Origin of the sequence: Dyadobacter psychrotolerans (assembly GCF_004349265.1) — a bacterium.
Taxonomy (GTDB): Bacteria; Bacteroidota; Bacteroidia; order Cytophagales; family Spirosomataceae; genus Dyadobacter; species Dyadobacter psychrotolerans.
Map to the genome: position 1 here is coordinate 208,671 of NZ_SMFL01000006.1, position 22,290 is coordinate 230,960.

Sequence of the window (22,290 nt, forward strand, 5' to 3'; positions counted from 1 at the left end):
CATTACCGTCCGCCTTTGAAACGCATTAAGGTAATCCTTTGTTTCGTCTAATACGAATCCAAAAATAGAACATTTCCACATTTAGACTGTACCTTTGGATTTTAAAACGAGTTTTTGTTTAAAACTATTTTTCATCAACTCAATTAATGAATAATAACGGTGATACAACTGTGTTAGATACAATTGAAGAAGCAATAGATGCGATACGTCGCGGAGAAATGATCATTGTCGTTGACGATGAAGATCGTGAAAATGAAGGAGATTTTGTTTGTGCAGCCGAGCTGATTACGCCCGAAATTGTCAATTTCATGGCACGTGAAGGGCGCGGTTTGATTTGTGTTCCTATTACAGAAGAACGTTGTGCGGAACTGGATCTGGAAATGATGGTGGGCAATAACACCGCTTTACATGAAACAGCATTCACAGTTTCGGTGGACTTACTTGGTAACGGGTGCACTACCGGAATTTCGGCCAGTGATCGTGCCAAAACAATACAGGCACTGGTGAATCCGGAAACAAAACCGGAAGATCTGGGACGTCCGGGACATATTTTCCCTTTAAAAGCAAAAAAAGGCGGGGTGTTACGACGTACCGGTCACACGGAAGCAGCGATAGATTTTCCACGCCTGGCAGGACTATCCCCCGCAGGTGTACTTGTGGAAATTTTGAACGAAGACGGATCGATGGCACGTTTGCCACAGCTTCGGGAAATAGCAAACAAGTTTAATCTGAAACTGGTAAGTATTAAAGATCTGATTGAATACCGGTTAAAAGAAGAATCGCTGATTAAAAGAGAAATAGGCGTGGATATGCCTACCAACTGGGGCCATTTTGATTTAATTGCTTACAGACAAATTAATACAGGCGATTTGCATCTGGCTTTGGTAAAAGGAACCTGGGAAAAAGATGAGCCAGTATTGGTGCGGGTGCACTCTTCCTGCGTAACCGGTGATATTTTCGGATCCTGCCGCTGCGATTGCGGACCGCAGTTACATGCTGCCATGGATATGGTTGACAAAGCTGGAAAGGGTGTGATCGTATATATGAATCAGGAAGGCCGTGGCATCGGCTTGCTGAATAAACTGCGTGCTTACAAACTTCAGGAAATGGGACGCGATACCGTGGAAGCAAATCTGGAACTTGGTTTTACAAGCGACGAGCGTGACTATGGTGTAGGAGCGCAAATTCTGCGTGACCTGGAAATTTCAAAAATTAAACTGATAACGAACAATCCCCGGAAACGGGCCGGGCTAATTGGCTACGGATTGGAAATTGTTGATTCAGTGAATATAGAAATTCCTTCCAATCCTCACAACGTCAACTATTTACTGACAAAAAGAGATAAAATGGGTCATAATTTGAGCAATCTTACATTTCCCGTAAATAAAGGATGACCCAGGTTCAAATTGCCGTAACAGAAAATGATATTCTCAAATGCCGCAGCGCTGTACAGGCACTGCGGCCTTTTTTAACGGATGACATTTATCCCGAAGCCGTACAAAAAACACTTGCTGACAATCGTCAGATGATTTTTATTGAAGAAAATGGTGAAGCTTCGGCTGTTGCTGTTTTTGAAACGGGTTACAACCTATTTAGGGGAAAATACATCTATATTGATGACTTGTCGACCCTTCCGGTGTCAAGAGGCAAAGGATTTGCTGGAATTTTACTGGAATGGATTTTTGATTATGCCAGAAAGGAAAATTTTGATGAAGTACATCTCGATTCCGGTGTAAGTGAGGCTCGTGCAAATGCACACCGTCTTTACCTGAACAAAGGTTTTCAGATCAGCAGTCTTCATTTCTCTACAAAACTTTAATTTCCTTCGGGAGATCTTTAATCAGAACAGCAAAAATTGTAATGGATATTAATCAGGTTTTTGAAGCATTTAATTCGCTGCGTGTATTAGTAATTGGTGATGTTATGCTCGACTCCTATGTTTGGGGAAAAGTTGAAAGAATTTCGCCGGAAGCGCCGGTTCCTGTGGTAAATGTGCAAAAACGGGAATATCGTCTCGGTGGAGCCGGAAATGTACTTCTTAACGTACAGGCATTGGGTGCTGAAGCAATAGTTTGTACAGTTATTGGAACAGATAGTCCTGGCGATTTGCTTAAAAACAGTCTTTCGACAAAAGGATTAAACTGCGAAGGACTAATCCGGAGTGAAAACCGGATCACCACCATTAAAGAACGGATTATTGCCGGATCGCAGCAGGTAGTAAGGATCGATACGGAAACCGATAAACCAATCAATAAAACGGAAAGTCAGCTTTTGGTTTCAAAGGCCAAAGAACTGATTCCTTCCTGTAATGTGATCATTTTTGAAGATTATGATAAAGGCGTTTTGACAGCGGAATCTATCGCAGAAATTACAGACTTTGCAAATGAACACGACGTTCCAACAGTTGTGGACCCGAAAAAACGAAACTTCCTGGCTTATAACAACACAACGCTTTTTAAACCAAATCTGAAAGAATTGAGAGAAGGTTTAAAAATTGAGTTTAATGTTGATGATCCCGATGAGCTAAAAGCGACTGTACAGCATTTAAAGGAAACTTTAAACGTAAAGGGTGCTTTAATAACGCTTTCGGAACGTGGTGTGTTTATTGATTTTCAGGATGAGATTCATAAACTTCCTGCACATATCCGTCAAATTGCCGACGTATCCGGCGCGGGTGACACCGTAATTAGTATTGCCGCATGCTGTGTTGCGCTCGGTCTTCCTTCAAAATCCATTGCCGCGATTTCAAATCTTGGCGGCGGATTGGTTTGCGAACTTGTCGGTGTGGTTCCTATCAATAAGGAATTGTTGAAAACGGAAGCGAAAAAATTGGTTTAATTACCAGTTAATTCCCGTTTGTCCTAAGCCTAATTTACGTACAAACCGGGACGAAAAACCTGACCTGCTGGTGATGTACCGAACACTGGCTCCGATGTATGGTGTTGTTGCAGGTGTGTAAGAAGTAAGATTTTCGCGGGCACTATTGAAAGTTCGCAGCTGCCGAAACGTAGTTACTCCTGCTTCCAAAGAAATATTTATTGCTGAAAACAAATGTGCGTTTGCCGCAATTCCGGTTTTAATCTGACGGTAATTTTCACGGCGAACCATTTTCTCTTCCGGTGTCTGGATCTGGAAACCTCCACTGTAACCGTTCAGGCCAGCCAGAAAATCGACATTAAACCACTTTGTAGCCTTGTAATTGGCATTCACCATAAAAGGAAGCAATGCCGAAACCCGCCATTGTTTGCCAAGACCTTTATTAATCCCAAAAACCGGAACGAAACGCAGCTTTTGGTTATATGTGATGGCCGAGCCATAAATAATCTGAGTCCGTAAACCCAGAATATGCATTCTTGCTGCTCCTCCCCAAAAAAATGGCTGAGGTGCAAAAAACGTTTCATTGGTCTCGGTTACACCAAGACCTCCTCCATAAACCCAAAGCCTGTCCTTAATACTTGCCGACATCCGGATCACACCCAGGGAAAGTGTTTTATAACCGTTATCCGGCGTGTTTTTGCTATCAACGGTTGGCTGAATCTGCGTAAATTGAGCAAGCATAACCGTATGAACTGCCCGCAGATCCAGCTTCTTTTTCAAACTGTAACCCAGCTGCACCTCACTTTGAATGGGAATTATTCCGTAAAAACCGCTTCTTGTCATACCATAGTCCTGCGTTCCGTTCAAACTGGAAGGAACCGTATAATCTGCTTTCAAAGTAACATTGGGATAAAACAAACGGCTAAGCGAGAAATGCTGTGCTTTAGCAGAAGAAACCAATGCCAGTGACAGACAGACAGTGAGGTAACGAAAATGATTCATGCGGATGTGTTGGGGTGCAGTTTTGGGCAAATAACGTGAAAGTTTAAGGTGTATTGTATTTCCTGATTTTCACTTCCAAAACATACCGTTTTTCATACTGTCGTAAATAGAAAAATCTGTTTGTAGTATTTCGCTATTAGAGTTTAAGAAAGGGATAACACAAAACTCCTAACGGCGATCCATTTTCAACAAACTTTGTCCCCATTCAATCGTAAGTGTGTTGCCAGTTAATTCTATAATTTTAGCACTTTCGGGAGTATTTGGATTGATGAGCGGTATACAATTCGGCTTTCCGAACTGAAATGAGATAATGTCTTTATCGATGGAATAACGTTCTGCCACATTACACCAACCACCATCAAAGGGCGTAATGCCAACAGATCCCAATTTTCCTTTGCGATCAAAGATGACGTTAATCCGGCTAGACTTATATGGTTCCTTTAATGTACTGTCCGGATGCGTTTTGTAAGCAATTACATCCCAGGAACCTACCAAAGATTTGGACGAGGGATCATTAGACTTGCAGGCAGATACAAAAATTAGCATCGAAACCTGGACGATGAGTAAAATTATGTTTTTCATTTTTATAATATCATTTAAGTATATTTCAAGAGAGTCGGTTTTTCTGTAAATGGTTGGAAATTAAAATTTTAGAGGCCTATGCTATTAGGTCAAATGTTAAACGCCAATCAGTTTATCTTATAAAAGGGCAGGTATACAGGTACTAAAGGTTAAATATTGAGTATTATCTACTAACACTTAATAAGATATTGTTGCTAATCCACAAACGTAAATATTTCCAATGAAGAATTCCTTTCTTTGTCTCGCTATCTTATTTACAATTACTGCTCATGCACAGGAAACCACATTCGCTGAAAAACTCGGTTATCCCAAAGGCAAAAAGATTCTGATCATTCATGTCGATGACGTGGGTATGTCTTATGAATCAAACCAGGGTGCCATCAGGGCAATCCGGGAAGGCGTTGCTAATTCGCTAAGTGTAATGATGCCCTGCGGATGGGTACCGGGATTTGTGAACTATTGGAAACAAAATAAGGATCTGGATGCAGGTCTTCACCTCACTTTGACTTCCGAATGGAAAGATTACCGCTGGGGACCGCTTGCGGGAAAATCAAATGTGAAAGGTCTGGTTGATTCTCAGGGAGCCCTGTGGAGCAGCGTGAGTGAAGTAGTAAAAAATGCTTCGCCGGATGAAGTGGAAATGGAAATACGTGCACAGCTCGACCGGGCACGTACGATGGGTTTAGAGCCAACGCATCTTGATTCGCACATGGGAACTTTGTTTGCCACACCGGAATTTTTGCAGCGGTATTTAAAAGTAGGTATGCAGGAAAAAATTCCGGTCATGTTTCCCGGAGGTCATAATACGGTTGTACAGCAGCAGGAAAAAGTAATTGGTGACCAACTGGCGATGACGCGGATCGTTGGAAAACAATTATGGGATGCCGGCCTGCCGGTACTGGACGATCTTGAAAACAGCAGTTACGGCTGGAAGGGACCTAAAAATGGCGATAAATCCGAAAAGGCTCTGCAAAAGTACAAAACTGGAAAATACATCAATGCCATCAAAAACATCAAACCCGGCCTGACAATGGTGATCATGCATTGCACAATTCACACCGAAGTTTTCCCACACATTTCTGACTCCTACCCAACCCGCGAAGGCGACTTTTTGGCCATGATAGACCCTGAACTAAAAAAATATATTGAAAAGGAAGGGATTATTTTAACTACATGGAGGGAAGCGATGGAAAGACGGGGGAAAGTAAAGTAAATTTCAGGACTCCTGACTTTCCCAAATCCGCTGTAATTCTTCAAGATCTGCCAGATCTTTTGCGCGTGCAGTTGCTTTTTTTTCTATAATCAAATCTGAAAGCCGGATAACCTGAAAAGGCGTTCCGTCAAAATCTGCATGTAGTGCTTTTTCATAACAGGCATCAAAGTCTGCTTCTGCAAATGCTTTTAATGAATGTCCGAGATCCAGTTCAAAACCCGATAGGCCAAAGCGTACGGAAGTCCATCCAAAAATTAAGGGCATCCCATTAAGTAAATCTGCGCCGGGAACCTCACTTTGAGCTAATGCAGCAACCAGCGCCCTAGTGTTATCCGGCGTGTTTTTAATCCAAAGATCCATGTCCTGGGTAGTTCGGATGTGCCCGTGAACAACACCTGCCATGCCGCCTACCAATAAATATTTAACATTAAATCGATTTAAGTTTTGTAAAAGCTGATGCACATCATCGCTGCTGATATCCATAACCAGGGTCTTTTTATTAATTGGATTTGAGCGATACAATTTCTCCGCAAGCCGGTTGAGCCGGCCCAGCGATGCAATATTTTCATAATGCTGAGATTTTGTCTTTAAATCGTCCACAGGCTTATTTTAATGAAAGTTCATAAATAAAGATAAGCAAAATGTACAAAATAAAGATCAACCAAATCCCATTGCGTCCATTGAGTAAACCTTAGCGTCCATTGCGGTTAAAAACAAAAACCCCGGCAGACCAAAATCCACCGGGGTTTATTATTCCAAAAAGCTAACAGCTAATCGCCAATAGCTTACAAATCAATCGCTTCACCATAAGCCGCCTCAACAGCACCTTTCAATGCTTCTGACATGGTTGGGTGCGGGTGAATTGCACGCATGATTTCGTGTGAAGTTGTTTCCAGTTTACGGGCAACAACAACCTCAGCGATCATTTCCGTTACGTTTGCTCCGATCATGTGCGCGCCAAGGAACTCACCGTATTTCGAATCGAAAATAACTTTTACAAAACCATCAGTTACACCAGCACCAACTGCCTTACCAGACGCTTTGAAAGGAAACTTACCTACTTTGATATCATAACCTGCTTCGCGTGCTTTCTTTTCTGTAAATCCAACAGAAGCGATTTCCGGCTGGCAGTAAGTACATCCGGGGATGTTACCATAATCCAAAGCTTCTGTTTTATGACCTGCAATTTTTTCTGCACAGATAATTCCTTCGGCAGTAGCAACGTGTGCCAAAGCAGGACCAGGTGTACAGTCACCGATTGCATAATATCCCGGAACGCTGGTTTCATACCATTCGCTCACTGTAATTTTGCCTTTGTCCGTTTTGATACCTGTTTCTTCCAGTCCGATGTTTTCGATATTTGAAACAATACCCGCTGCTGAAAGAACGATGTCTACTTCAAAAGTTTTTTCACCATCCGGTGTTTTAACAGAAACTTTGCAGCCTGCGCCGCTTGTATCTACCGACTGTACCGTTGAATTGACATAGGTATCGATACCCAGTTTTTTGTATTGTTTAGCTATTTCCTTCGAAATGTCTTCATCCTCAACCGGTACTAGGTTTGGAAGGAATTCAACCACGGTTACTTTCGTGCCCATAGATGCGTAAACATATGCGAACTCCATTCCGATCGCTCCCGAACCAACAACCAGCATACTTCCCGGTTGATTTTCAAGACTCATCGCCTTGCGGTATTCGATCACTTTCTGACCGTCGATTTTGATATTTGGCAATTCACGTGCGCGGGCTCCGGTTGCGATCACCACACCTTTTCCGGCTGTATAATCTGTTGATTTACCATCTTTATCAGTGACAGAGATCGTTTTGTCACCTTTCATTTTAGCGGTACCCATGATGACATCGATCTTGTTTTTCTTCATCAGAAAAGAAACACCTTTGCTCATCGTGTCAGCCACACCGCGGCTGCGTTTGATCACTGCACCGAAATCGGCAGAGTACTCACCCGCATTGATACCATAATCTTTTGCATGCTTAATGTATTCAAAAACCTGCGCACTTTTAAGAAGCGCTTTGGTCGGAATGCATCCCCAGTTCAGGCATATTCCACCTAAACTTTCTTTTTCAACAATTGCTACTTTAAGACCTAATTGTGAGGCACGGATTGCTGCGGGATAACCACCGGGACCGCTTCCAACAACGATCACGTCATATGTTTGAGCCATTTTCTGGTATTTTTATTTGTACGAAATGGGTTGACAAAAAATTTCCCACAAAGTTAGTAAATAACGTCAGGAAATTGTCAGGAAAGGTCACGTATTGTCATTCATTGTCATAGTAAGTCATTTTCTGTAAAGGATTGTCAAGTGTAGTCAGGAATTAAAAATTCAAAACAGTTACTTACACAAATCTTAGTCGTACAAGTGATGCTATCTGACTAAACATCACTTTTTAAACAAAACAGTCATGAAACTTGAAGAGCTACACATTTACCAAATGGCGATGACTTTGGGAGAGGAAATATGGAAGTTGGCAGAATCATGGAATTATTATGTTAAGGATACAATTGGGAAACAGCTTGTCCGAGCGGCAGATTCAATTGCCGCGAATATTGCGGAAGGTTACGGGAGATATCACTATAAAGAAAATCTGAACTTTTGCTTCTATTCCCGTGGTTCTTTAAAAGAAACAGGCACATGGCTGACAAAGGCAAAAAACAGAAATCTCATTTCAATAGAAAAATTCGAAGAATTGAATCAACTTTGCGAATCATTGTCGGTTAAGCAATAATTATATCAAAACGATTGGGAAGGTTCCGGGAAAGCAGGTATAGTCAAGTCAGGTGTAGTTGTTTATAGTCAGCGCTTGTCAAGTATGGTCAGGCATCGTTGACGACTTCCCGACCATTCCTGACTACCTCTTGACAACACTTGACCATACCTGACAATAAATTTCATTTTCATTTAACTTAAACTTCAAATGACAGCAGAGCAATTGAAAGACTTGAAGGCCCGTGTAGAGGCTTTGGGGAGGTATCTTTGACTACGATAACCGAAAAAAACAGCTAGAAGACCTTGAACAGCAAACTGTTCAGCCCGAATTTTGGGGCGATTCTGCACGTGCAGAAGTAACAATGAAAGAAATCCGCGGGTTGAAATTCTGGACCAACGGATATGAAGAACTTTCCAGACTGCGGGATGACCTCGACACGATCTGGGAGTTTTATGATGCCGGTGAAGCTACCGAAGAAGAGGTTGACGAAGAGGGTAAAAAACTTTCCGACAAACTTGACGAGATAGAGTTCCGTAAAATGATGGGTGAGGAAGGCGATGAATTGCCTGCCGTTATCGAAATCAATTCCGGGGCCGGTGGAACAGAATCGCAGGATTGGGCATCCATGCTGATGCGGATGTACATTATGTGGGCCGAGAAAAACGGCTACAAAGTACGTGAGGTGGATTTGCAGGATGGCGATGTAGCCGGCGTTAAGTCTGTAACATTGGAAATCAGCGGTGAATATGCATATGGAAATTTGAAATCTGAAAATGGCGTGCACCGCCTGGTTCGTATTTCTCCATTTGACTCCAATGCAAGAAGGCATACCTCATTTACCTCGGTTTATGTTTATCCTTTGGCCGATGACAACATCGAAATTGACGTCAATCTGGCTGATATTACCTGGGATACGTACCGTTCGGGCGGAGCAGGAGGCCAAAATGTGAACAAGGTGGAAACGGCAGTTCGGCTGCATCACAAACCTTCGGGAATTGTGATTGCCTGCCAGCAGGAGCGTTCACAGCTGATGAACAAAGAAGTAGCAATTCGACTTTTGAAATCGCGTCTATATCAGATCGAACTGGAAAAACGAAACGCAGCCCGTGCAGAAGTAGAAGCGTCCAAACGTAAAATTGAATGGGGATCGCAAATACGGAGTTACGTTCTCGACGACCGTCGTGTAAAAGATCACCGTACTGATTACCAGACATTTAATACAGAAGCGGTATTAAATGGCGATATCAATGATTTTATCAAGGCTTATTTGATGGAGTCTTAAGAATTGAAAGTAAAAAACCTCCGGGCAACTGTTCAGCAAATGAATAAGCTTGGAGGTTTTTTCGTTTTTGGCTAACTTACTTTCAAATTCTAAAATTATGAGCGAGCTTGATTTAATGAACAGAGTATCGAAGCTGCCTCCAAATTTAAAAGAGGAAGTTTCTGATTTTGTAGATTTTTTGATCAATAAACATATTACCGCCAGCTCACCAAAGCAGCCGTTGAAATTTGGTATGATGAAAGGAAATTTTATTATGTCAGAGGATTTTGATGAAGCCCTGAACCTGATAGATGCACGACTCATAGAAGAACGAAGGTCAAAAGATTCAATTCCTTTTGATAACTTTTTACATCAATTGAAAGACGAAGGGAAATTAGATTCATAACCTTTATGAGTATTAAATTCTTAATTAATAGCCAAGAAATAAATATCAGATCAACCGGAATACACATTACACGCTGCGACAATTTCAGTTCATTTAAACTTATACTAGCTCCGGAAAATTTCAGTAGATTAACAATTTTCTACGCATTCCCTGATACCATTTCCGATGTTACCCATATTACACAACAAGAAGTCTTTGAAATGAAATTGAAGTCGAAGAAAAATATGGGTGAAATAATTGTTAGCGACATAAAAGAGAAAATTTTAGCAGGATACAAATTCTTCTTTATAAATCCTGCCGGGATAGATTCAAGCGGTGTTGAAATAATTCTAGACTATATTACTAACCTGTTTGAAAACTCGGAGAAAAATGTATCTATTGTTTTAGTAATGCAGCATAAAGAATATCATTTTTATTTTGAAGACGATTCTGTTGTAACAAGTTGACTTGGCAAAAGAAAATCTATGTTTAAAATAAAAAAAACCTTTTGAACCTCCACTACCACAAATCCGGCCATGGCCCAAATATTCTCCTCGCCTTCCACGGCATCGGGCAGGACGGTTTAAGTTGCTTTCAGCCATTTACTGAAAAGCTATCCGATTACTACACCATCTATGCTTTCGACCTTTTTTTTCACGGAAAAAGCATAGAAACTTTTGCTGCTGATTTTTCTAAAAGTGAATTAATTACAAAAAAAATCTGGACTCAGACGATCCGTCACTTTCTTCATAAAGAAAATATTTCCCGTTTTGATATCGCCGGTTTTAGTATGGGAGGCAGGTTTACACTGGCAACCTTGGAAACATTTGCTGACCAAATTGACAATGCGTTTTTAATTGCTCCCGACGGCGTTTCAGAGCATCCGCTTTATACGCTTGCTTCCAGATTTGCTCCGTCCCGCAAACTGTTTCGCTGGCTGATGCAGCGCCCGCAACTCCTTTTTAAAACTGCCGGAGCTTTGCAGAAAATTGGTATCGTGCACAGCAGCCTGTATCGTTTTACAAAACACGTTCTTAATACACCCGAAAAAAGACTGTCCATTTACAGTTCCTGGGTCGCCTTCCGAAAACTTCATTTCGACATTCCCGCACTTTACCAAACTATTGAAAAACAGGAAATAAAACTTTACCTGTTTATTGGTAAATATGATAAATTACTTCCTCCTTCGGCGGTGAAAGAACTCTCTGATCTTCTGCCGGTTGAGCGCTATTTTATTCTTCAAAGCGGACATTCTTTACTGGTAGAAAAAACAGCCGCCTTACTGCCGGAATTACTTGCCAATTAAATACGTTATCCCTCCTCTGTTTTAATATCCATTAAAACTAAGAATTATTATATTATTCAAATATTATTTGTACTATTAGAAGAATATTTAAAATCGTTTAGGGATTTCTCTCTGATAGCTGACTACACTTAAATTAGTACCAAATCCAATGAATAACTTATTTACTGACGAACAGCTGGTGGATTTGCTTCAGCAAGGCAACGAAAAGGCCTTCGGAGAAATTTACAATCGCTATTGGTATAAATTATTCGGCGTAGCATACCATCAAACCGGCACGAAAGAAGAAGCTGAAGAACTTGTACATGATGTTTTTGAAAGTCTCTGGAATAAAAGAGAGCAAAATAACATTCGTCACCTGAGTTCTTACCTGGTTGTATCTGTCAAAAACCTGACGATCAATTACATCAAATCGCAAATCACCCAGCGTAAATATCAGGAATATCTTATTTTTCACGAAATACAGCAGTCAAATTCTACTGACGAAATCGTTCGATTCGATGACCTGGCGACAGCAGTGGAGCAGGCAATGAAAAAGCTTCCTGAGAAAACCAGTGAAGTTTTTAAAATGAGCCGTTTTGAAAATCAATCTGTGAAAGACATCGCACGGCAGCTGAACATTTCTGAAAAAGGAGTTGAGTACCACATCACCCAATCTCTTAAAGTACTGAAAGAACACTTAAAGGTTTATCATACTGACAACTAACAGACCTAACCTGTACACAAATGAACCAGTACGACTTCGACCTTCTGTTACAAAAATATTTAGCGGGCGAGTGCACTCCGGAAGAAGAAAAACAGATTCTTGACTGGTCTGAAAACATGCTGCAATCCAGCCATGTGACTATAAGCACATCAGAAAAGGATCTGATCAGGAAAAGGATATGGAAAAGACTTTCCCGCATAAGCAGGCCTGTCTCGGTATTTAACTATACCTGGATGAAACTTGGTATTGCTGCTTCTGTTCTGGTCGTTTTAGCTTTTGGTTCCGCAATGTTATTACCGACATCATTCTCTTTAAAAAAAACGAATGACGTAGCAGTGGCAATGCAATCAATACTTCCACAAGGCAATATTGAGGTTAAAAATACATCCGATAAACCCTATAAAGTGGTACTTGAAGATGGAACCGAAGTAACATTAAAACCGCAAAGCAGCCTCAGCCACCCTGAACATTTTGCAGAAAAAGCACGGATTGTTCATCTGAGCGGAGAAGCATTTTTCAATGTTACAAAAAATCCGGCAAGACCATTTTTTGTCTACACCGGCGAGCTTGTCACCAGGGTTTTGGGGACAAGTTTTAATGTAAAATCATACAATGCAGCTAAATCGATTGAGGTTTCGGTCGTGACCGGCAGGGTTTCTGTTTATGAAAATTCAAAGAAAACACCGCAGACCAGAAATGGTATCATTTTAAATCCCAACCAAAAGATCCGGTTTGACAGTGAGATAAAAGTGCTCGTTCCCGAACTGGTAGAAGAACCCGTAGTTGTTCATCCTCCCGAAAAAAAAACCTTATTCATCTTTGAAGAAACACCTTTGCCACAGGTTACTTCTATGATTCAGGAAGTATACGGGATTGAGATTGTGCTGGAAACAGCCGCCCTAGAAAATTGTGTTTTTACCGGAGATATCAATGATCTGCCACTTTATTCGCAGCTTAAACTCATCTGTAAATCAATCAATGCGAACTATGAACTAAGAGGAACAACACTTTTCATGAGCGGCGAAGGCTGCCGAAATTGAAATAAAATTAGATTTTGGTTCTGCTCAAAACAGAGTCAAATCAAAAGAAAAAGCCGGTAATGCTACGAACATCACCGGCTTAGTAAACCGCCAGGAACGCCAATTCCGAAGCGGAAATTGTTTTCATGTCTGTAACAACAACAAAACTTTTAAAACTATGCAAAAAAGTGTATCCATCAAATGGTTTCTGATTAAAGCTATGCGAATAACCATTATGCAGTTGATGCTGTCGGCAGCGTTTTGTGGCATTACTCTTGCCAGAGAAACGCGCGCGCAGGAACTGCTCAATAAAGAAATTTCCCTCAGGATCGAATCTTCCGAAGTAAAGAGCATTTTGTCCCAGATCGAAAAGCAGGCAAACGTACGCTTTGTGTACAGTACCAACAGTATTCAGGCCAGAAAAAAAGTGTCTTTTTCGGCCACAAACAGCAAGCTTTCTGATGTACTCGACAAGCTGTTGAACCCGCTGGATATTTCTTATGAAATTGAAGGAACAAGAATATTGCTTCAGCGTAAACTAAACGAGACAATCGTTAAAGCACCGGAAGTTGATAAAACGATTTCAGGTAAAGTGGTTGATGACAAAGGCGAAGCGCTTCCCGGAGTGAGCATTGTTGTAAAAGGAACACAGCAGGGAACTTCTACCGACATTGATGGCAAATATCAGCTTAGCATTCCGGATGGCTCTTCTACCCTGATTTTCAGCTTTGTAGGTTATATTTCAACAGAAAAAACAGTTACAAACGAAACCGTGATTGATATCACGCTTGCAACTGATACCAAGTCGTTACAGGAGATTGTAGTTGTCGGATATGGTACACAAAAAAGAGCCAACGTAACCGCGGCAATTTCTTCTGTACCAATGAGTGAAATAAAAGATATGCCTGTGTCAAACGTCGCAACCGCATTACAAGGAAAAATTCCAGGGGTTGTAATCCAGCAAAATAACGGGACACCGGGAAGTACGCCCGCCATTAAAGTTCGTGGTTTTGGATCAATCAGTGCGGGAAATTCTCCTTTGATCGTTGTGGACGGAAACATTGTTAATGCAAACATTTTCAGTACGTTAAACACAAACGATATTGAAAGTATGGATGTACTCAAGGATGCTTCCTCAACTGCGATCTACGGTTCGAAAGGTTCCAACGGGGTAATTTTGATTACCACAAAAAGAGGTAAAAGCGGGAAACCAAGCGTAAACCTGGATGTTTTTACCGGTTTTCAGCAAGTAAGCAAAAAAATAGATCTGATCAATTCACAGCAATTTGCTGAATTCGGTAAAGACGCTTCCAATAATGCATATCTGGATAACATCAAAGGTGCGAACATCACTGATGCCAACAGTGTCCGTCCGACAGATTATCTGAGGTATCGTTATCCGAGAGGTGAAGTGTTTGAATGGTTAAATTTTGATGACCCTGCAAAAGTTGCCGCGCTTCCTTATACCGACTATCAGGACGAGATTTTCAAAACGGCCAAAATGAACAGTTACCAACTTTCTGCTTCGGGAGGAACGGATAAGGCGCGTTACAGCATTAGCGGCGGCTATCTGCAGCAGGACGGTATCATCCGAAGATCAGCTCTGGACAGGTACACTTTGAGAGCGAACGTAGAAGTTAATATTCTGCCAAAGCTTAAAATCGGGATGAATCTGAATCCGTCGTACAAAATCCAGCAGGAAGTAAAAGATGCGGGACACTGGGCCGACAATGCTGTAATTAATTCCGCTTTGTCTGTTATGCCTTTTATCCCAATTTATGCAGCTGACGGCTCATATACTTCTCAAACAGCATTTGCAGCTCCCTATAATTATCCTGGTATTACCAATCCGGTTGCGAACATTACAGAATACAACAGCCAATACCTGACGACCAATTTGCTGGGAAATACCTACGCTGAACTTAATTTATTTAAGGATTTCACATACCGTGTGTCAGGAAATATCAATTTCACAGGCAACCGCCGTAATGCTTACCGTACTTCCAAAATGCCTTTGAACCAGATTTTGCCTCCGTCCGTATCAACCGGAACAGCCTATTCTGATCAAAGCCTGAGCTGGCTTTTCAACCAGACACTGAACTACAGCAAGTCTTTAAATGACATCCATAATTTTGATGTTCTGATCGGTATGGAATCAACCAAGTTCCAGTATCAGGATAGCCAGGGAACAGGTAGTTCTTACCCGAATGATGTTGTGGAAACCCTGAACGGAAGTGCGAGCGGTACAACCACAACCTCTGTATCCTCGAAGACAGAAAATGCCTCAGCATCATATTTTGCCCGTGCAAATTATAATTATAAAGGTAAGTATCTGGTTAACGTTTCTGTTCGCCGTGACGGATCGTCTATTTTCGGCCCGGACAACCGCTGGGGAACATTCCCGGCCGGATCGTTGGGATGGAGAGTAAGCGAGGAAACCTTTATGAAAAGTATTGCTGCAATTTCAGAAGCCAAGTTGCGTATAAGTTATGGTTTGTCCGGAAACAATGCTTTCAACAACAATTATCCTTATGTAGCTACACTTAGATCTGACAACTACAGTTTTAACAACGGTTTGGTAAACGGTCTGGCACCCTCATCGCTTGCCAACTCACAGCTTGGCTGGGAACGCAGTCAGCAGCTTGACGCCGGTATCGACCTTGGATTTTTCAGCAATCGTATTTTGGTAATTGTAGACTACTATCAGCGCACAACAAAAGATCTGCTTTTATCTGTGAATGTACCTACAGTAACCGGTTTCAGTACAGCGGTGAAAAACATCGGCCGAATGGAAAACAAAGGCTGGGAGTTTGGGGTTAATACCCGTAACCTGACAAAAGCGGTAATCTGGAATACCAGTCTGAACTTATCTTTCAACCGGAACAAAGTAGTAGCACTGGGGCCAACCGGCGATCCGATTCGCAGCGCCAGCGGTGTTGGTGAAACAAACATTACGCAAATCGGTTCTCCGATTGGTAGCTTTTACGGATACAAACAATTGGGTATTTTTAAAGATCAGGCGGATCTGGACAGCTATCCTCATGATGCTACCTCGAAACCTGGTGATGTAAAATATGAAGATATTAACGGAGACAAAATAATAAACGCAAATGACCGTACAATCATCGGAAATAACCAGCCCGACTTTATTTACGGAGTTACGAACACGTTCAGTTATAAAGGTTTTGACCTAAACATTGCTATTCAGGGTACACAAGGCGGAGAAATTTTAAACCTGAGTCGTCGCTTTTTTGAAAACCTGGAAGGAAATGCAAATCAGCTGTCTACTGTTTTAACAAGATGGCGTTCAGCAAGCGATCCTGGTGACGGCGTTACACCACGTGCTAATGCACGTACAACAGGAAACAACAACGCTATTTCAACCCGCTGGGTAGAAGACGGTTCTTACCTGCGTATTCAGAACGTTAGCCTTGGCTACCAGTTACCCGCTTCGCTGGTCAGCAAAGCAAAATTGCAACAAGTTAGAATTTATGCCTCGGCCCAGAATCTATTCACATTTACAAAGTATCTGAACTTTAATCCAGAGGTAAGTAATTATGAAGGTCCGCTTACCGGCGGTGTTGACTATGGTGTTTATCCATTGGCTAAGACTTTCACGATCGGTGTTAACATCGGACTATAAATTCAACTACCCGGAAAAATTCAATTCTAAAAAAGATAGAACAATGAAAATTTTAAAACCATATATAGTCATTCTAATCACCGTCTTTTTGAGTTCCTGCAGTGAGGAATTCCTGGACTTAAAGCCAATTTCGACGGCAACGAGTGATAATTTTTACAGAACCTCCGATGATTTCAGAAACGCCGTGAATGGCGGATATGCCGGTTTGCAGGCTGGTGGGCTTGTAGGAAACAGTTATGTTTTCGGGGAAATTACTTCTGACAATACGGTTGCGGTTGCTTCCGGATCGGTCACAGATCAGGACGAATTTGACAGGTTTTATATCAAAACAACCAATCCCTTTATCTCTGGTCGCTGGAACGACGGTTACAGCGTAATTGCCCGTTACAATACCATTCTGGACAAAATTGGTGCTGTAACCATGGACGAAACGCTAAAAAACAGATACATCGCCGAAACTAAATTTTTACGTGCCGTGGTGTACTTTACACTGGTTCAAACTTTTGGAGATATTCCTCTGATCTTAAAACCAGTTTCCAGTCCTGACGAAGGTTATTCTTTTGGGCGCTCGCCAAAAGCGGATGTATATGCTCAAATTGAAAAAGACCTTACCGAAGCTGAAAGTGTATTACCCGTTTCTTATCCGGCAGCAGACCTGGGAAGAGCAACAAAAGGTGCTGCCAAAGCCTATTTAGGCAAAGTATATCTGACTCAAAAGAAATATGCACCTGCCGTTTCCAAATTGAAAGAGGTGATCGACCTTGGTGTTTATACCTTGCTGCCTTCTTATGCGGACGTTTTCAGAGTAGCTAATAAAAATAACAAGGAGTCGGTTTTTGATGTTCAGTATAAATCGGGCGGAGCGGGTGAAGGAAACTCGTGGCCCAATTCATTTGCACCACAGAACTCCGGAAATGCTGTAATTGCCTTTGGTGGTGACGGAAATAACCAGCCAACTCTGGATATTATCAATGCTTACGAACCGGGTGATCTGCGCAAAGATGTTTCGGTAGCATCTTCCTACACCAATGCTGCCGGACAGATAATTCCGGACAGATTTATTAAAAAATACTACGATGTGCCTGTCGCAAAAGGTGACAACGGAAACAACATTCCGCTGATTCGCTACGCCGATGTATTACTCATGTATGCAGAAGCATTGAATGAAGTAAGCTATCAGCCTGCGGGAGATGCACTAAACTACCTGAACATGATCCGTACCCGTGCAGGTTTGGCCAGAAAAACAGCTACGGACATTCCAACACAACAGGCATTTCGCCTGGCGATAGAACAGGAAAGGCGCGTTGAACTTGCATTTGAAGGCCACCGCTGGTTTGACCTTGTTCGTACGGACCGTGCAATTACAGTTATAAATGGTAAAAAGGAACAAATCAGACTGGTAGCGGACCTGACAGCAAACAATCTTGTTTTCCCGATACCACAAAGCCAGATTGATATCAATAAGGATAAAATCAAACAGAATACAGGTTACTAATTTTCAGAAATCATAAGTTCTAAGAGGCGCAAAGCAGTTTTGTGCCTCTTTTGCTTTTATAACCATTTTGTTATTTCAAATAAATATTTCCCTGATTTAGCACAAAAAACCCTATTTTCATCAAATTAAATATAACCCTTCAGTTCATGCAGGATAAGCAGTATAAAAACGATACAAACTGGCGGCTTAAAGCCATCATAGGCGGGTCTGCCGGTAATCTTGTCGAGTGGTATGACTGGTACGCCTATTCTGCCTTTTCCCTGTATTTTGCAAACAGCTTTTTCCCTGATTCTAATCCGACCGTTCAGTTAATCAATACAGCAGGAATTTTTGCCGTGGGTTTTCTGATGCGTCCGATCGGTGGTTATATTTTTGGTAAACTGGCCGATACCCGCGGCAGAAAAGAAGCGATGACCCTGTCGGTCCTTTTAATGTCGTTCGGATCTTTGCTGATCGCTTTTTTGCCAGGTTACCATACCATCGGTATCGCCGCTCCTATTCTGCTTTTGATCGCAAGATTGTTGCAGGGGTTAAGTGTTGGCGGCGAATATGGCACTTCGGCAACGTATCTCAGCGAAGTTGCAACGAAGGAACGACGGGGATTTTATTCGAGTTTTCAATATGTGACGCTCATCGGAGGACAATTGATTGCACTGGGATTACAGCTCATCTTACAGCGTATTTTCCTGACCGACAAACAGATGCACGACTGGGGCTGGCGGATCCCGTTTGTCATCGGCGCTATTCTTTCGCTAGTTGCCTTGTATCTCAGAAGCAACCTGCATGAAACCGAAGCATTTCAAAACAAGGATGAATCAGTAAAAAAGAAAGGTTCAATCAGCGAACTGCTAAAACATCCCAAAGCGCTGACAACCGTTGTAGGCCTTACCATGGGAGGAACACTTGCCTTTTATACCTACACAACCTACATGCAAAAGTTTTTGGTTAATACCGTTGGTCTGACAAAAGACCAGTCGACCACACTAACCTTTTGCTCACTATTAATATTTGCTCTGTTGCAACCACTTTTTGGTATGTTGAGCGATAAAATCGGCCGCCGTCCACTGTTGATTGGTTTTGGTATTTTGGGTACGCTATGTACGGTTCCGCTACTTACAACGCTCAGCACAATCACCACAATGGCCGGTGCTTTTGGATTGCTGATGGCTGCACTGTTAATCGTAAGCGGATACACTTCCATTAATGCAGTAGTCAAAGCAGAATTGTTTCCGGTTGAAGTCCGTGCGCTTGGCGTTGGTCTGCCCTACTCGCTCACCGTTGCCATTTTCGGAGGAACCGCAGAATATCTGGCTTTGTGGTCCAAAAATCTGGGACACGAAAGCTACTATTATTGGTACGTAACAGTGTGTATTTTCATTTCACTTGTTGTTTACGTCAGGATGAGGGACACCAAGCATACTTCTTTAATTGAAGATCATTAAGTGAAGTAGTTAGTAGAAGTTAAGAAGTTAGGTATTACCTCTACTTAATTTTAAACCAACTCAGGAACAGAGTGATACAGGTATTTTCTCTTGTATTCCAGCGGCGTCATGTCTGTGATTTTTTTGAAATGACGATAAAAATTCGAAACATTATTAAAACCGCATTCAAAACAGATTACTTCTGTGGCCAGCCTGTCTTCAATCAAAAAACGACAAGCATGGCTGATGCGGATTTCCGCCAGAAAATCGTTGTAGGTTTTCTTGGTCATCATTTTAAAATACCTGCAAAAAGAAGTTATACCAAGGTTGGCAATCGCAGCAACATGCTGTAAACTGATGTCGTTCCGGTAATTATTCATGGTATATTCATAAATCTTATTAAGCCGGGCGCTTTCAGAATCATTCGACTTATAAAATGCGTGACCCGAAGCAATACTTTTTCTTTCACTCGTTTCAGCCAGTATTTTAAGGATTGAAAGTAAAGCAATTAACCGGTCCAAATTTTGCGCATCTACCGCCGCATACATCAAAGGAATGATTTTTTCCTTTGCTTCCCCCTCAATAATCAAACCCTTTTTTGCCTTCTCGAATAATCTGGGAATAAGATAAGCTTCCGGCAACTGGAACAAATCGCTGCCCAGACAACAGGGCAGGAAATGAATGATGATCACTTCCACATCCGAGGTCCCCTCTTCCACCCGCCAGGTATGTGGGAGGTTCTCTCCCAGAAGAATCAATTCTCCATCCGAAAAGTTGCTGATGCTGTCTCCGATAAACCGAACACCTTTTCCTTTAATCAAATAATGCAGTTCCAGCTCCGGATGATAATGCCAGACCGTTCCGAAACCGGATGCTTTTTCATGCCGAATACTGAATGAATTCTCCGACCGCACGGGAACACGGTGAAAATGAGGTTTCATTTTGATTTAAGTTACATACGTATTATGTAAAAGATGAAGACCTCACTTTTCTATTCGGTTGAGAGTTGAAAATATTACATTCCGGTTTTTGAAATTTCTGTTTCGTTGCAACAGGACGACGTTAGTTGAAATAATTTAGCCCCGGACGAAATTACCTCACTATATTGCTTCAAATCAAACTGCTGTAATGCTTGCTCATTTCCAATACTTATCAATAAGTTTTCTGCGATTTACAGTGGATCCCAACAATCCGGAGTACCCGCAAATCCCTAAACAGCAGAAATTGCTGGACGTCGGCGTTTATTATGCCATTTTAGGTTTTTTGGGCGGATCGCTGTTGTGGTGTGTTGTAGAAGCAGCCGAATATCTTTCCCTTTTTAGTCCGCTAATTGAATTGAATAATGGGGATCAGGTTTTTCTTACCGTATTTTCCGCGGTCGTTGTAGCACCAATTGTCGAAGAAGGCATTTCCCGCTTGTTTCTGGGTTATGTCAGGCACTTATCTTACTTCAAATGGCTGTATTACCTGTCCAGTTTGAGTTTCGGATGGATTCACATCTTCACTTATGACTATGACCAAAGCCATTATCTCTATATTCCGATCATTACCGGTGCCCAGACTTTTGCCGGCTTACTGTTCGGTTATGTCCGCATCAGATACGGATTCTGGTATGGCGTACTACTTCATTCCATGTACAATTTACTTGTAGTCATTAGTTTATACACGATTGGCTATTGAAAACTAAGACAACAGATTCTTTTCTTGATATTCTCAGAATTTTATTTGACAGTATATTTATTAAAAACACTTATTATACCCAGTTCGTCCTGAATTTTCTCAGCCTGTTCCAGTAAGTTATCCATGCCCTCTTTTAAATCCTCAGTTAAAATACCAACCTCTCTTCTGGTTTTTAGTGAAATGGGGAAGCCACGTTTTTGCAGACTGTATTTTGCAATAATCGGATAAGCCGCATGAACGACGTCCATCGTATCTATAAAAAATTGCTGAACCTGCGTTACTTCTTCCTGACGTCCAGGATTATTGTAGTTGTTACAGATCCACACCACCAGTTCCGGATAAATATTCCCCTGAATACAGGACAAACCGGCCGCACCTGCCTTTAGTGAAGAAACTGCATTCACCATGTAGGCATCATAAAGTCCAAATTCATAATCCTTTCCGGCCGCAAGTCGTCTGGCTACTTCCTCATCATCCAGACAGGTATCTTTGTGATAAACAACCCTGCCGCTTTTCAATAATTCAGCCAGCACCTCACTATTAATCAATCGCTTATACGGAACCGGACATTCATAAAAACCCAGGGGAATGTCATCGGTCAAGTCTATCAACTCTTTTGCATTAGCCAGAAAAACATCATCTGTTTTACTTTCATCTGCTAAAAGTCCGGAAATAATGATCACAGCCTGGACGCCGGTTTGATATATACGTTTTACGAACTTCGCCTGCTCTAAAACAGGACCTCCGAAGGTTCCTGTGGCCACGACCGGCACTCTCCCAGCAACCTGGTCCACGACCGTTTGCGTAACATCAATTCGTTCCTGCTCACTTAATTCAAACATTTCACTTGAAAGGCAATTGGCAAAAAGTCCGGCTGCCCCTGCTTCCAGGTAAAATTCAGTTAAGGCTCTCAGGCCGTTGTAATCAACAAATCCATTCTCCTGAAATGGTGTCAGCATCACAGGAATGAAACCTTTGGGCAAAGCATGTTTGGGAGCAGTCGTCATATTTTATGTTGCGTTTCGTTTCCCCA

21 protein-coding genes are annotated in these 22,290 nt (G+C 41.8%); 15 read left to right on the forward strand and 6 right to left on the reverse strand.

The annotated features are described in order from the left end of the window. Positions 1 to 146: 146 nt before the first annotated feature. Genes E0F88_RS17945 through E0F88_RS17955 form a run of 3 tightly spaced genes read left to right on the forward strand, consistent with a single transcriptional unit; the run spans position 147 to position 2,838 of the window. On the forward strand, positions 147 to 1,394 hold the full coding sequence (locus E0F88_RS17945; RefSeq protein WP_131959654.1) for a bifunctional 3,4-dihydroxy-2-butanone-4-phosphate synthase/GTP cyclohydrolase II: 1,248 nt from the start codon (positions 147 to 149) through the stop codon (positions 1,392 to 1,394). Beyond that, positions 1,391 to 1,819: a GNAT family N-acetyltransferase gene (locus tag E0F88_RS17950; protein WP_131959655.1), complete on the forward strand. Its 429-nt coding sequence runs from the start codon at positions 1,391 to 1,393 to the stop codon at positions 1,817 to 1,819. The genes E0F88_RS17945 and E0F88_RS17950 overlap by 4 nt, the downstream gene beginning before the upstream one ends. 41 nt (positions 1,820 to 1,860) lie before the next feature. After that, positions 1,861 to 2,838, forward strand: a complete 978-nt coding sequence (locus E0F88_RS17955; protein WP_181956097.1) for a bifunctional heptose 7-phosphate kinase/heptose 1-phosphate adenyltransferase — start codon at positions 1,861 to 1,863, stop codon at positions 2,836 to 2,838. Here E0F88_RS17955 and E0F88_RS17960 read toward each other — a convergent pair whose 3' ends face one another. After that, a complete protein-coding gene (locus E0F88_RS17960) occupies positions 2,839 to 3,819 on the reverse strand; it encodes a DUF6268 family outer membrane beta-barrel protein (RefSeq protein WP_131959657.1) in 981 nt (326 codons plus the stop codon). Between the two features lie 168 nt (positions 3,820 to 3,987). Next, entirely contained in the window at positions 3,988 to 4,401 is a 414-nt protein-coding gene (locus E0F88_RS17965) for a lipocalin family protein (protein WP_131959658.1), read from the reverse strand. Positions 4,402 to 4,621: 220 nt separating this feature from the next. On the opposite strand from E0F88_RS17965, the gene E0F88_RS17970 reads away from it, so the two are divergent. Continuing rightward, positions 4,622 to 5,614, forward strand: coding sequence for a polysaccharide deacetylase family protein (locus E0F88_RS17970; RefSeq protein WP_131959659.1), 993 nt, complete (start codon positions 4,622 to 4,624; stop codon positions 5,612 to 5,614). A gap of 3 nt (positions 5,615 to 5,617) precedes the next feature. On the opposite strand, the gene E0F88_RS17975 is transcribed toward E0F88_RS17970, so the two are convergent. Both E0F88_RS17975 and lpdA read right to left on the reverse strand, forming a co-directional pair. Continuing rightward, positions 5,618 to 6,214, reverse strand: coding sequence for a DUF6036 family nucleotidyltransferase (locus tag E0F88_RS17975; RefSeq protein ID WP_229213812.1), 597 nt, complete (start codon positions 6,212 to 6,214; stop codon positions 5,618 to 5,620). Between the two features lie 185 nt (positions 6,215 to 6,399). Then, the gene (lpdA, locus tag E0F88_RS17980; protein WP_131959660.1) at positions 6,400 to 7,797 is read right to left on the reverse strand and encodes a dihydrolipoyl dehydrogenase; all 1,398 of its coding nucleotides are present in this window, start codon (positions 7,795 to 7,797) and stop codon (positions 6,400 to 6,402) included. Between the two features lie 241 nt (positions 7,798 to 8,038). Between lpdA and E0F88_RS17985 the strand changes: the two genes are divergently transcribed. From E0F88_RS17985 to E0F88_RS18030, 10 genes are all read left to right on the forward strand, one after another. Then, a complete protein-coding gene (locus tag E0F88_RS17985) occupies positions 8,039 to 8,362 on the forward strand; it encodes a four helix bundle protein (RefSeq protein ID WP_220466327.1) in 324 nt (107 codons plus the stop codon). A gap of 189 nt (positions 8,363 to 8,551) precedes the next feature. Further along, positions 8,552 to 9,626, forward strand: a protein-coding gene (gene prfB, locus E0F88_RS17990) for a peptide chain release factor 2 (protein ID WP_131959661.1) whose coding sequence is annotated in 2 segments (ribosomal slippage) — positions 8,552 to 8,611 and positions 8,613 to 9,626 — 1,074 coding nt in all. Because the reading frame shifts where the segments join, the coding sequence is not laid out codon by codon here. Between the two features lie 97 nt (positions 9,627 to 9,723). Next, on the forward strand, positions 9,724 to 10,011 hold the full coding sequence (gene vapB / locus E0F88_RS17995; protein WP_131959662.1) for a type II toxin-antitoxin system VapB family antitoxin: 288 nt from the start codon (positions 9,724 to 9,726) through the stop codon (positions 10,009 to 10,011). A gap of 5 nt (positions 10,012 to 10,016) precedes the next feature. After that, a complete protein-coding gene (locus E0F88_RS18000; RefSeq protein WP_131959663.1) occupies positions 10,017 to 10,457 on the forward strand; it encodes a hypothetical protein in 441 nt (146 codons plus the stop codon). Between the two features lie 41 nt (positions 10,458 to 10,498). Next, a complete protein-coding gene (locus E0F88_RS18005; protein ID WP_131959664.1) occupies positions 10,499 to 11,296 on the forward strand; it encodes an alpha/beta fold hydrolase in 798 nt (265 codons plus the stop codon). Between the two features lie 148 nt (positions 11,297 to 11,444). Beyond that, positions 11,445 to 11,999: an RNA polymerase sigma factor gene (locus E0F88_RS18010; protein WP_131959665.1), complete on the forward strand. Its 555-nt coding sequence runs from the start codon at positions 11,445 to 11,447 to the stop codon at positions 11,997 to 11,999. Between the two features lie 20 nt (positions 12,000 to 12,019). Next, positions 12,020 to 13,039, forward strand: a complete 1,020-nt coding sequence (locus E0F88_RS18015) for a FecR family protein (protein ID WP_131959666.1) — start codon at positions 12,020 to 12,022, stop codon at positions 13,037 to 13,039. 157 nt (positions 13,040 to 13,196) lie between these two features. After that, the gene (locus tag E0F88_RS18020) at positions 13,197 to 16,661 is read left to right on the forward strand and encodes a TonB-dependent receptor (protein ID WP_229213813.1); all 3,465 of its coding nucleotides are present in this window, start codon (positions 13,197 to 13,199) and stop codon (positions 16,659 to 16,661) included. A gap of 43 nt (positions 16,662 to 16,704) precedes the next feature. Next, positions 16,705 to 18,156 (forward strand): RagB/SusD family nutrient uptake outer membrane protein, encoded by a 1,452-nt coding sequence (locus E0F88_RS18025; protein WP_181956098.1) that lies wholly within the window; start codon positions 16,705 to 16,707, stop codon positions 18,154 to 18,156. Positions 18,157 to 18,302: 146 nt separating this feature from the next. Beyond that, positions 18,303 to 19,598, forward strand: coding sequence for an MFS transporter (locus E0F88_RS18030; protein WP_131959667.1), 1,296 nt, complete (start codon positions 18,303 to 18,305; stop codon positions 19,596 to 19,598). Positions 19,599 to 19,648: 50 nt separating this feature from the next. On the opposite strand, the gene E0F88_RS18035 is transcribed toward E0F88_RS18030, so the two are convergent. Then, positions 19,649 to 20,518 carry an AraC family transcriptional regulator gene (locus tag E0F88_RS18035; protein ID WP_131959668.1) on the reverse strand — a complete coding sequence of 290 codons (870 nt, stop codon included), beginning with the start codon at positions 20,516 to 20,518 and terminating at the stop codon, positions 19,649 to 19,651. Positions 20,519 to 20,705: 187 nt separating this feature from the next. On the opposite strand from E0F88_RS18035, the gene E0F88_RS18040 reads away from it, so the two are divergent. Continuing rightward, positions 20,706 to 21,257 carry a CPBP family intramembrane glutamic endopeptidase gene (locus E0F88_RS18040; protein ID WP_131959669.1) on the forward strand — a complete coding sequence of 184 codons (552 nt, stop codon included), beginning with the start codon at positions 20,706 to 20,708 and terminating at the stop codon, positions 21,255 to 21,257. 41 nt (positions 21,258 to 21,298) lie between these two features. On the opposite strand, the gene E0F88_RS18045 is transcribed toward E0F88_RS18040, so the two are convergent. Beyond that, entirely contained in the window at positions 21,299 to 22,264 is a 966-nt protein-coding gene (locus E0F88_RS18045) for a dihydrodipicolinate synthase family protein (protein WP_131959670.1), read from the reverse strand. Positions 22,265 to 22,290: the final 26 nt, after the last annotated feature.

Coding starts and splice junctions, on each gene's coding strand:
- E0F88_RS17945 (WP_131959654.1), top strand. CDS start 147: ATGAATAATAACGGTGATACAACTGTGTTAGATACAATTGAAGAAGCA.
- E0F88_RS18045 (WP_131959670.1), bottom strand. CDS start 22,264: ATGACGACTGCTCCCAAACATGCTTTGCCCAAAGGTTTCATTCCTGTG.
- E0F88_RS17950 (WP_131959655.1), top strand. CDS start 1,391: ATGACCCAGGTTCAAATTGCCGTAACAGAAAATGATATTCTCAAATGC.
- E0F88_RS18015 (WP_131959666.1), top strand. CDS start 12,020: ATGAACCAGTACGACTTCGACCTTCTGTTACAAAAATATTTAGCGGGC.
- E0F88_RS18000 (WP_131959663.1), top strand. CDS start 10,017: ATGAGTATTAAATTCTTAATTAATAGCCAAGAAATAAATATCAGATCA.
- E0F88_RS18025 (WP_181956098.1), top strand. CDS start 16,705: ATGAAAATTTTAAAACCATATATAGTCATTCTAATCACCGTCTTTTTG.
- lpdA (WP_131959660.1), bottom strand. CDS start 7,797: ATGGCTCAAACATATGACGTGATCGTTGTTGGAAGCGGTCCCGGTGGT.
- E0F88_RS18030 (WP_131959667.1), top strand. CDS start 18,303: ATGCAGGATAAGCAGTATAAAAACGATACAAACTGGCGGCTTAAAGCC.
- E0F88_RS17955 (WP_181956097.1), top strand. CDS start 1,861: ATGGATATTAATCAGGTTTTTGAAGCATTTAATTCGCTGCGTGTATTA.
- E0F88_RS17960 (WP_131959657.1), bottom strand. CDS start 3,819: ATGAATCATTTTCGTTACCTCACTGTCTGTCTGTCACTGGCATTGGTT.
- E0F88_RS17970 (WP_131959659.1), top strand. CDS start 4,622: ATGAAGAATTCCTTTCTTTGTCTCGCTATCTTATTTACAATTACTGCT.
- E0F88_RS18020 (WP_229213813.1), top strand. CDS start 13,197: ATGCAAAAAAGTGTATCCATCAAATGGTTTCTGATTAAAGCTATGCGA.
- vapB (WP_131959662.1), top strand. CDS start 9,724: ATGAGCGAGCTTGATTTAATGAACAGAGTATCGAAGCTGCCTCCAAAT.
- E0F88_RS17985 (WP_220466327.1), top strand. CDS start 8,039: ATGAAACTTGAAGAGCTACACATTTACCAAATGGCGATGACTTTGGGA.
- E0F88_RS18010 (WP_131959665.1), top strand. CDS start 11,445: ATGAATAACTTATTTACTGACGAACAGCTGGTGGATTTGCTTCAGCAA.
- E0F88_RS17965 (WP_131959658.1), bottom strand. CDS start 4,401: ATGAAAAACATAATTTTACTCATCGTCCAGGTTTCGATGCTAATTTTT.
- E0F88_RS18035 (WP_131959668.1), bottom strand. CDS start 20,518: ATGAAACCTCATTTTCACCGTGTTCCCGTGCGGTCGGAGAATTCATTC.
- E0F88_RS18040 (WP_131959669.1), top strand. CDS start 20,706: ATGCTTGCTCATTTCCAATACTTATCAATAAGTTTTCTGCGATTTACA.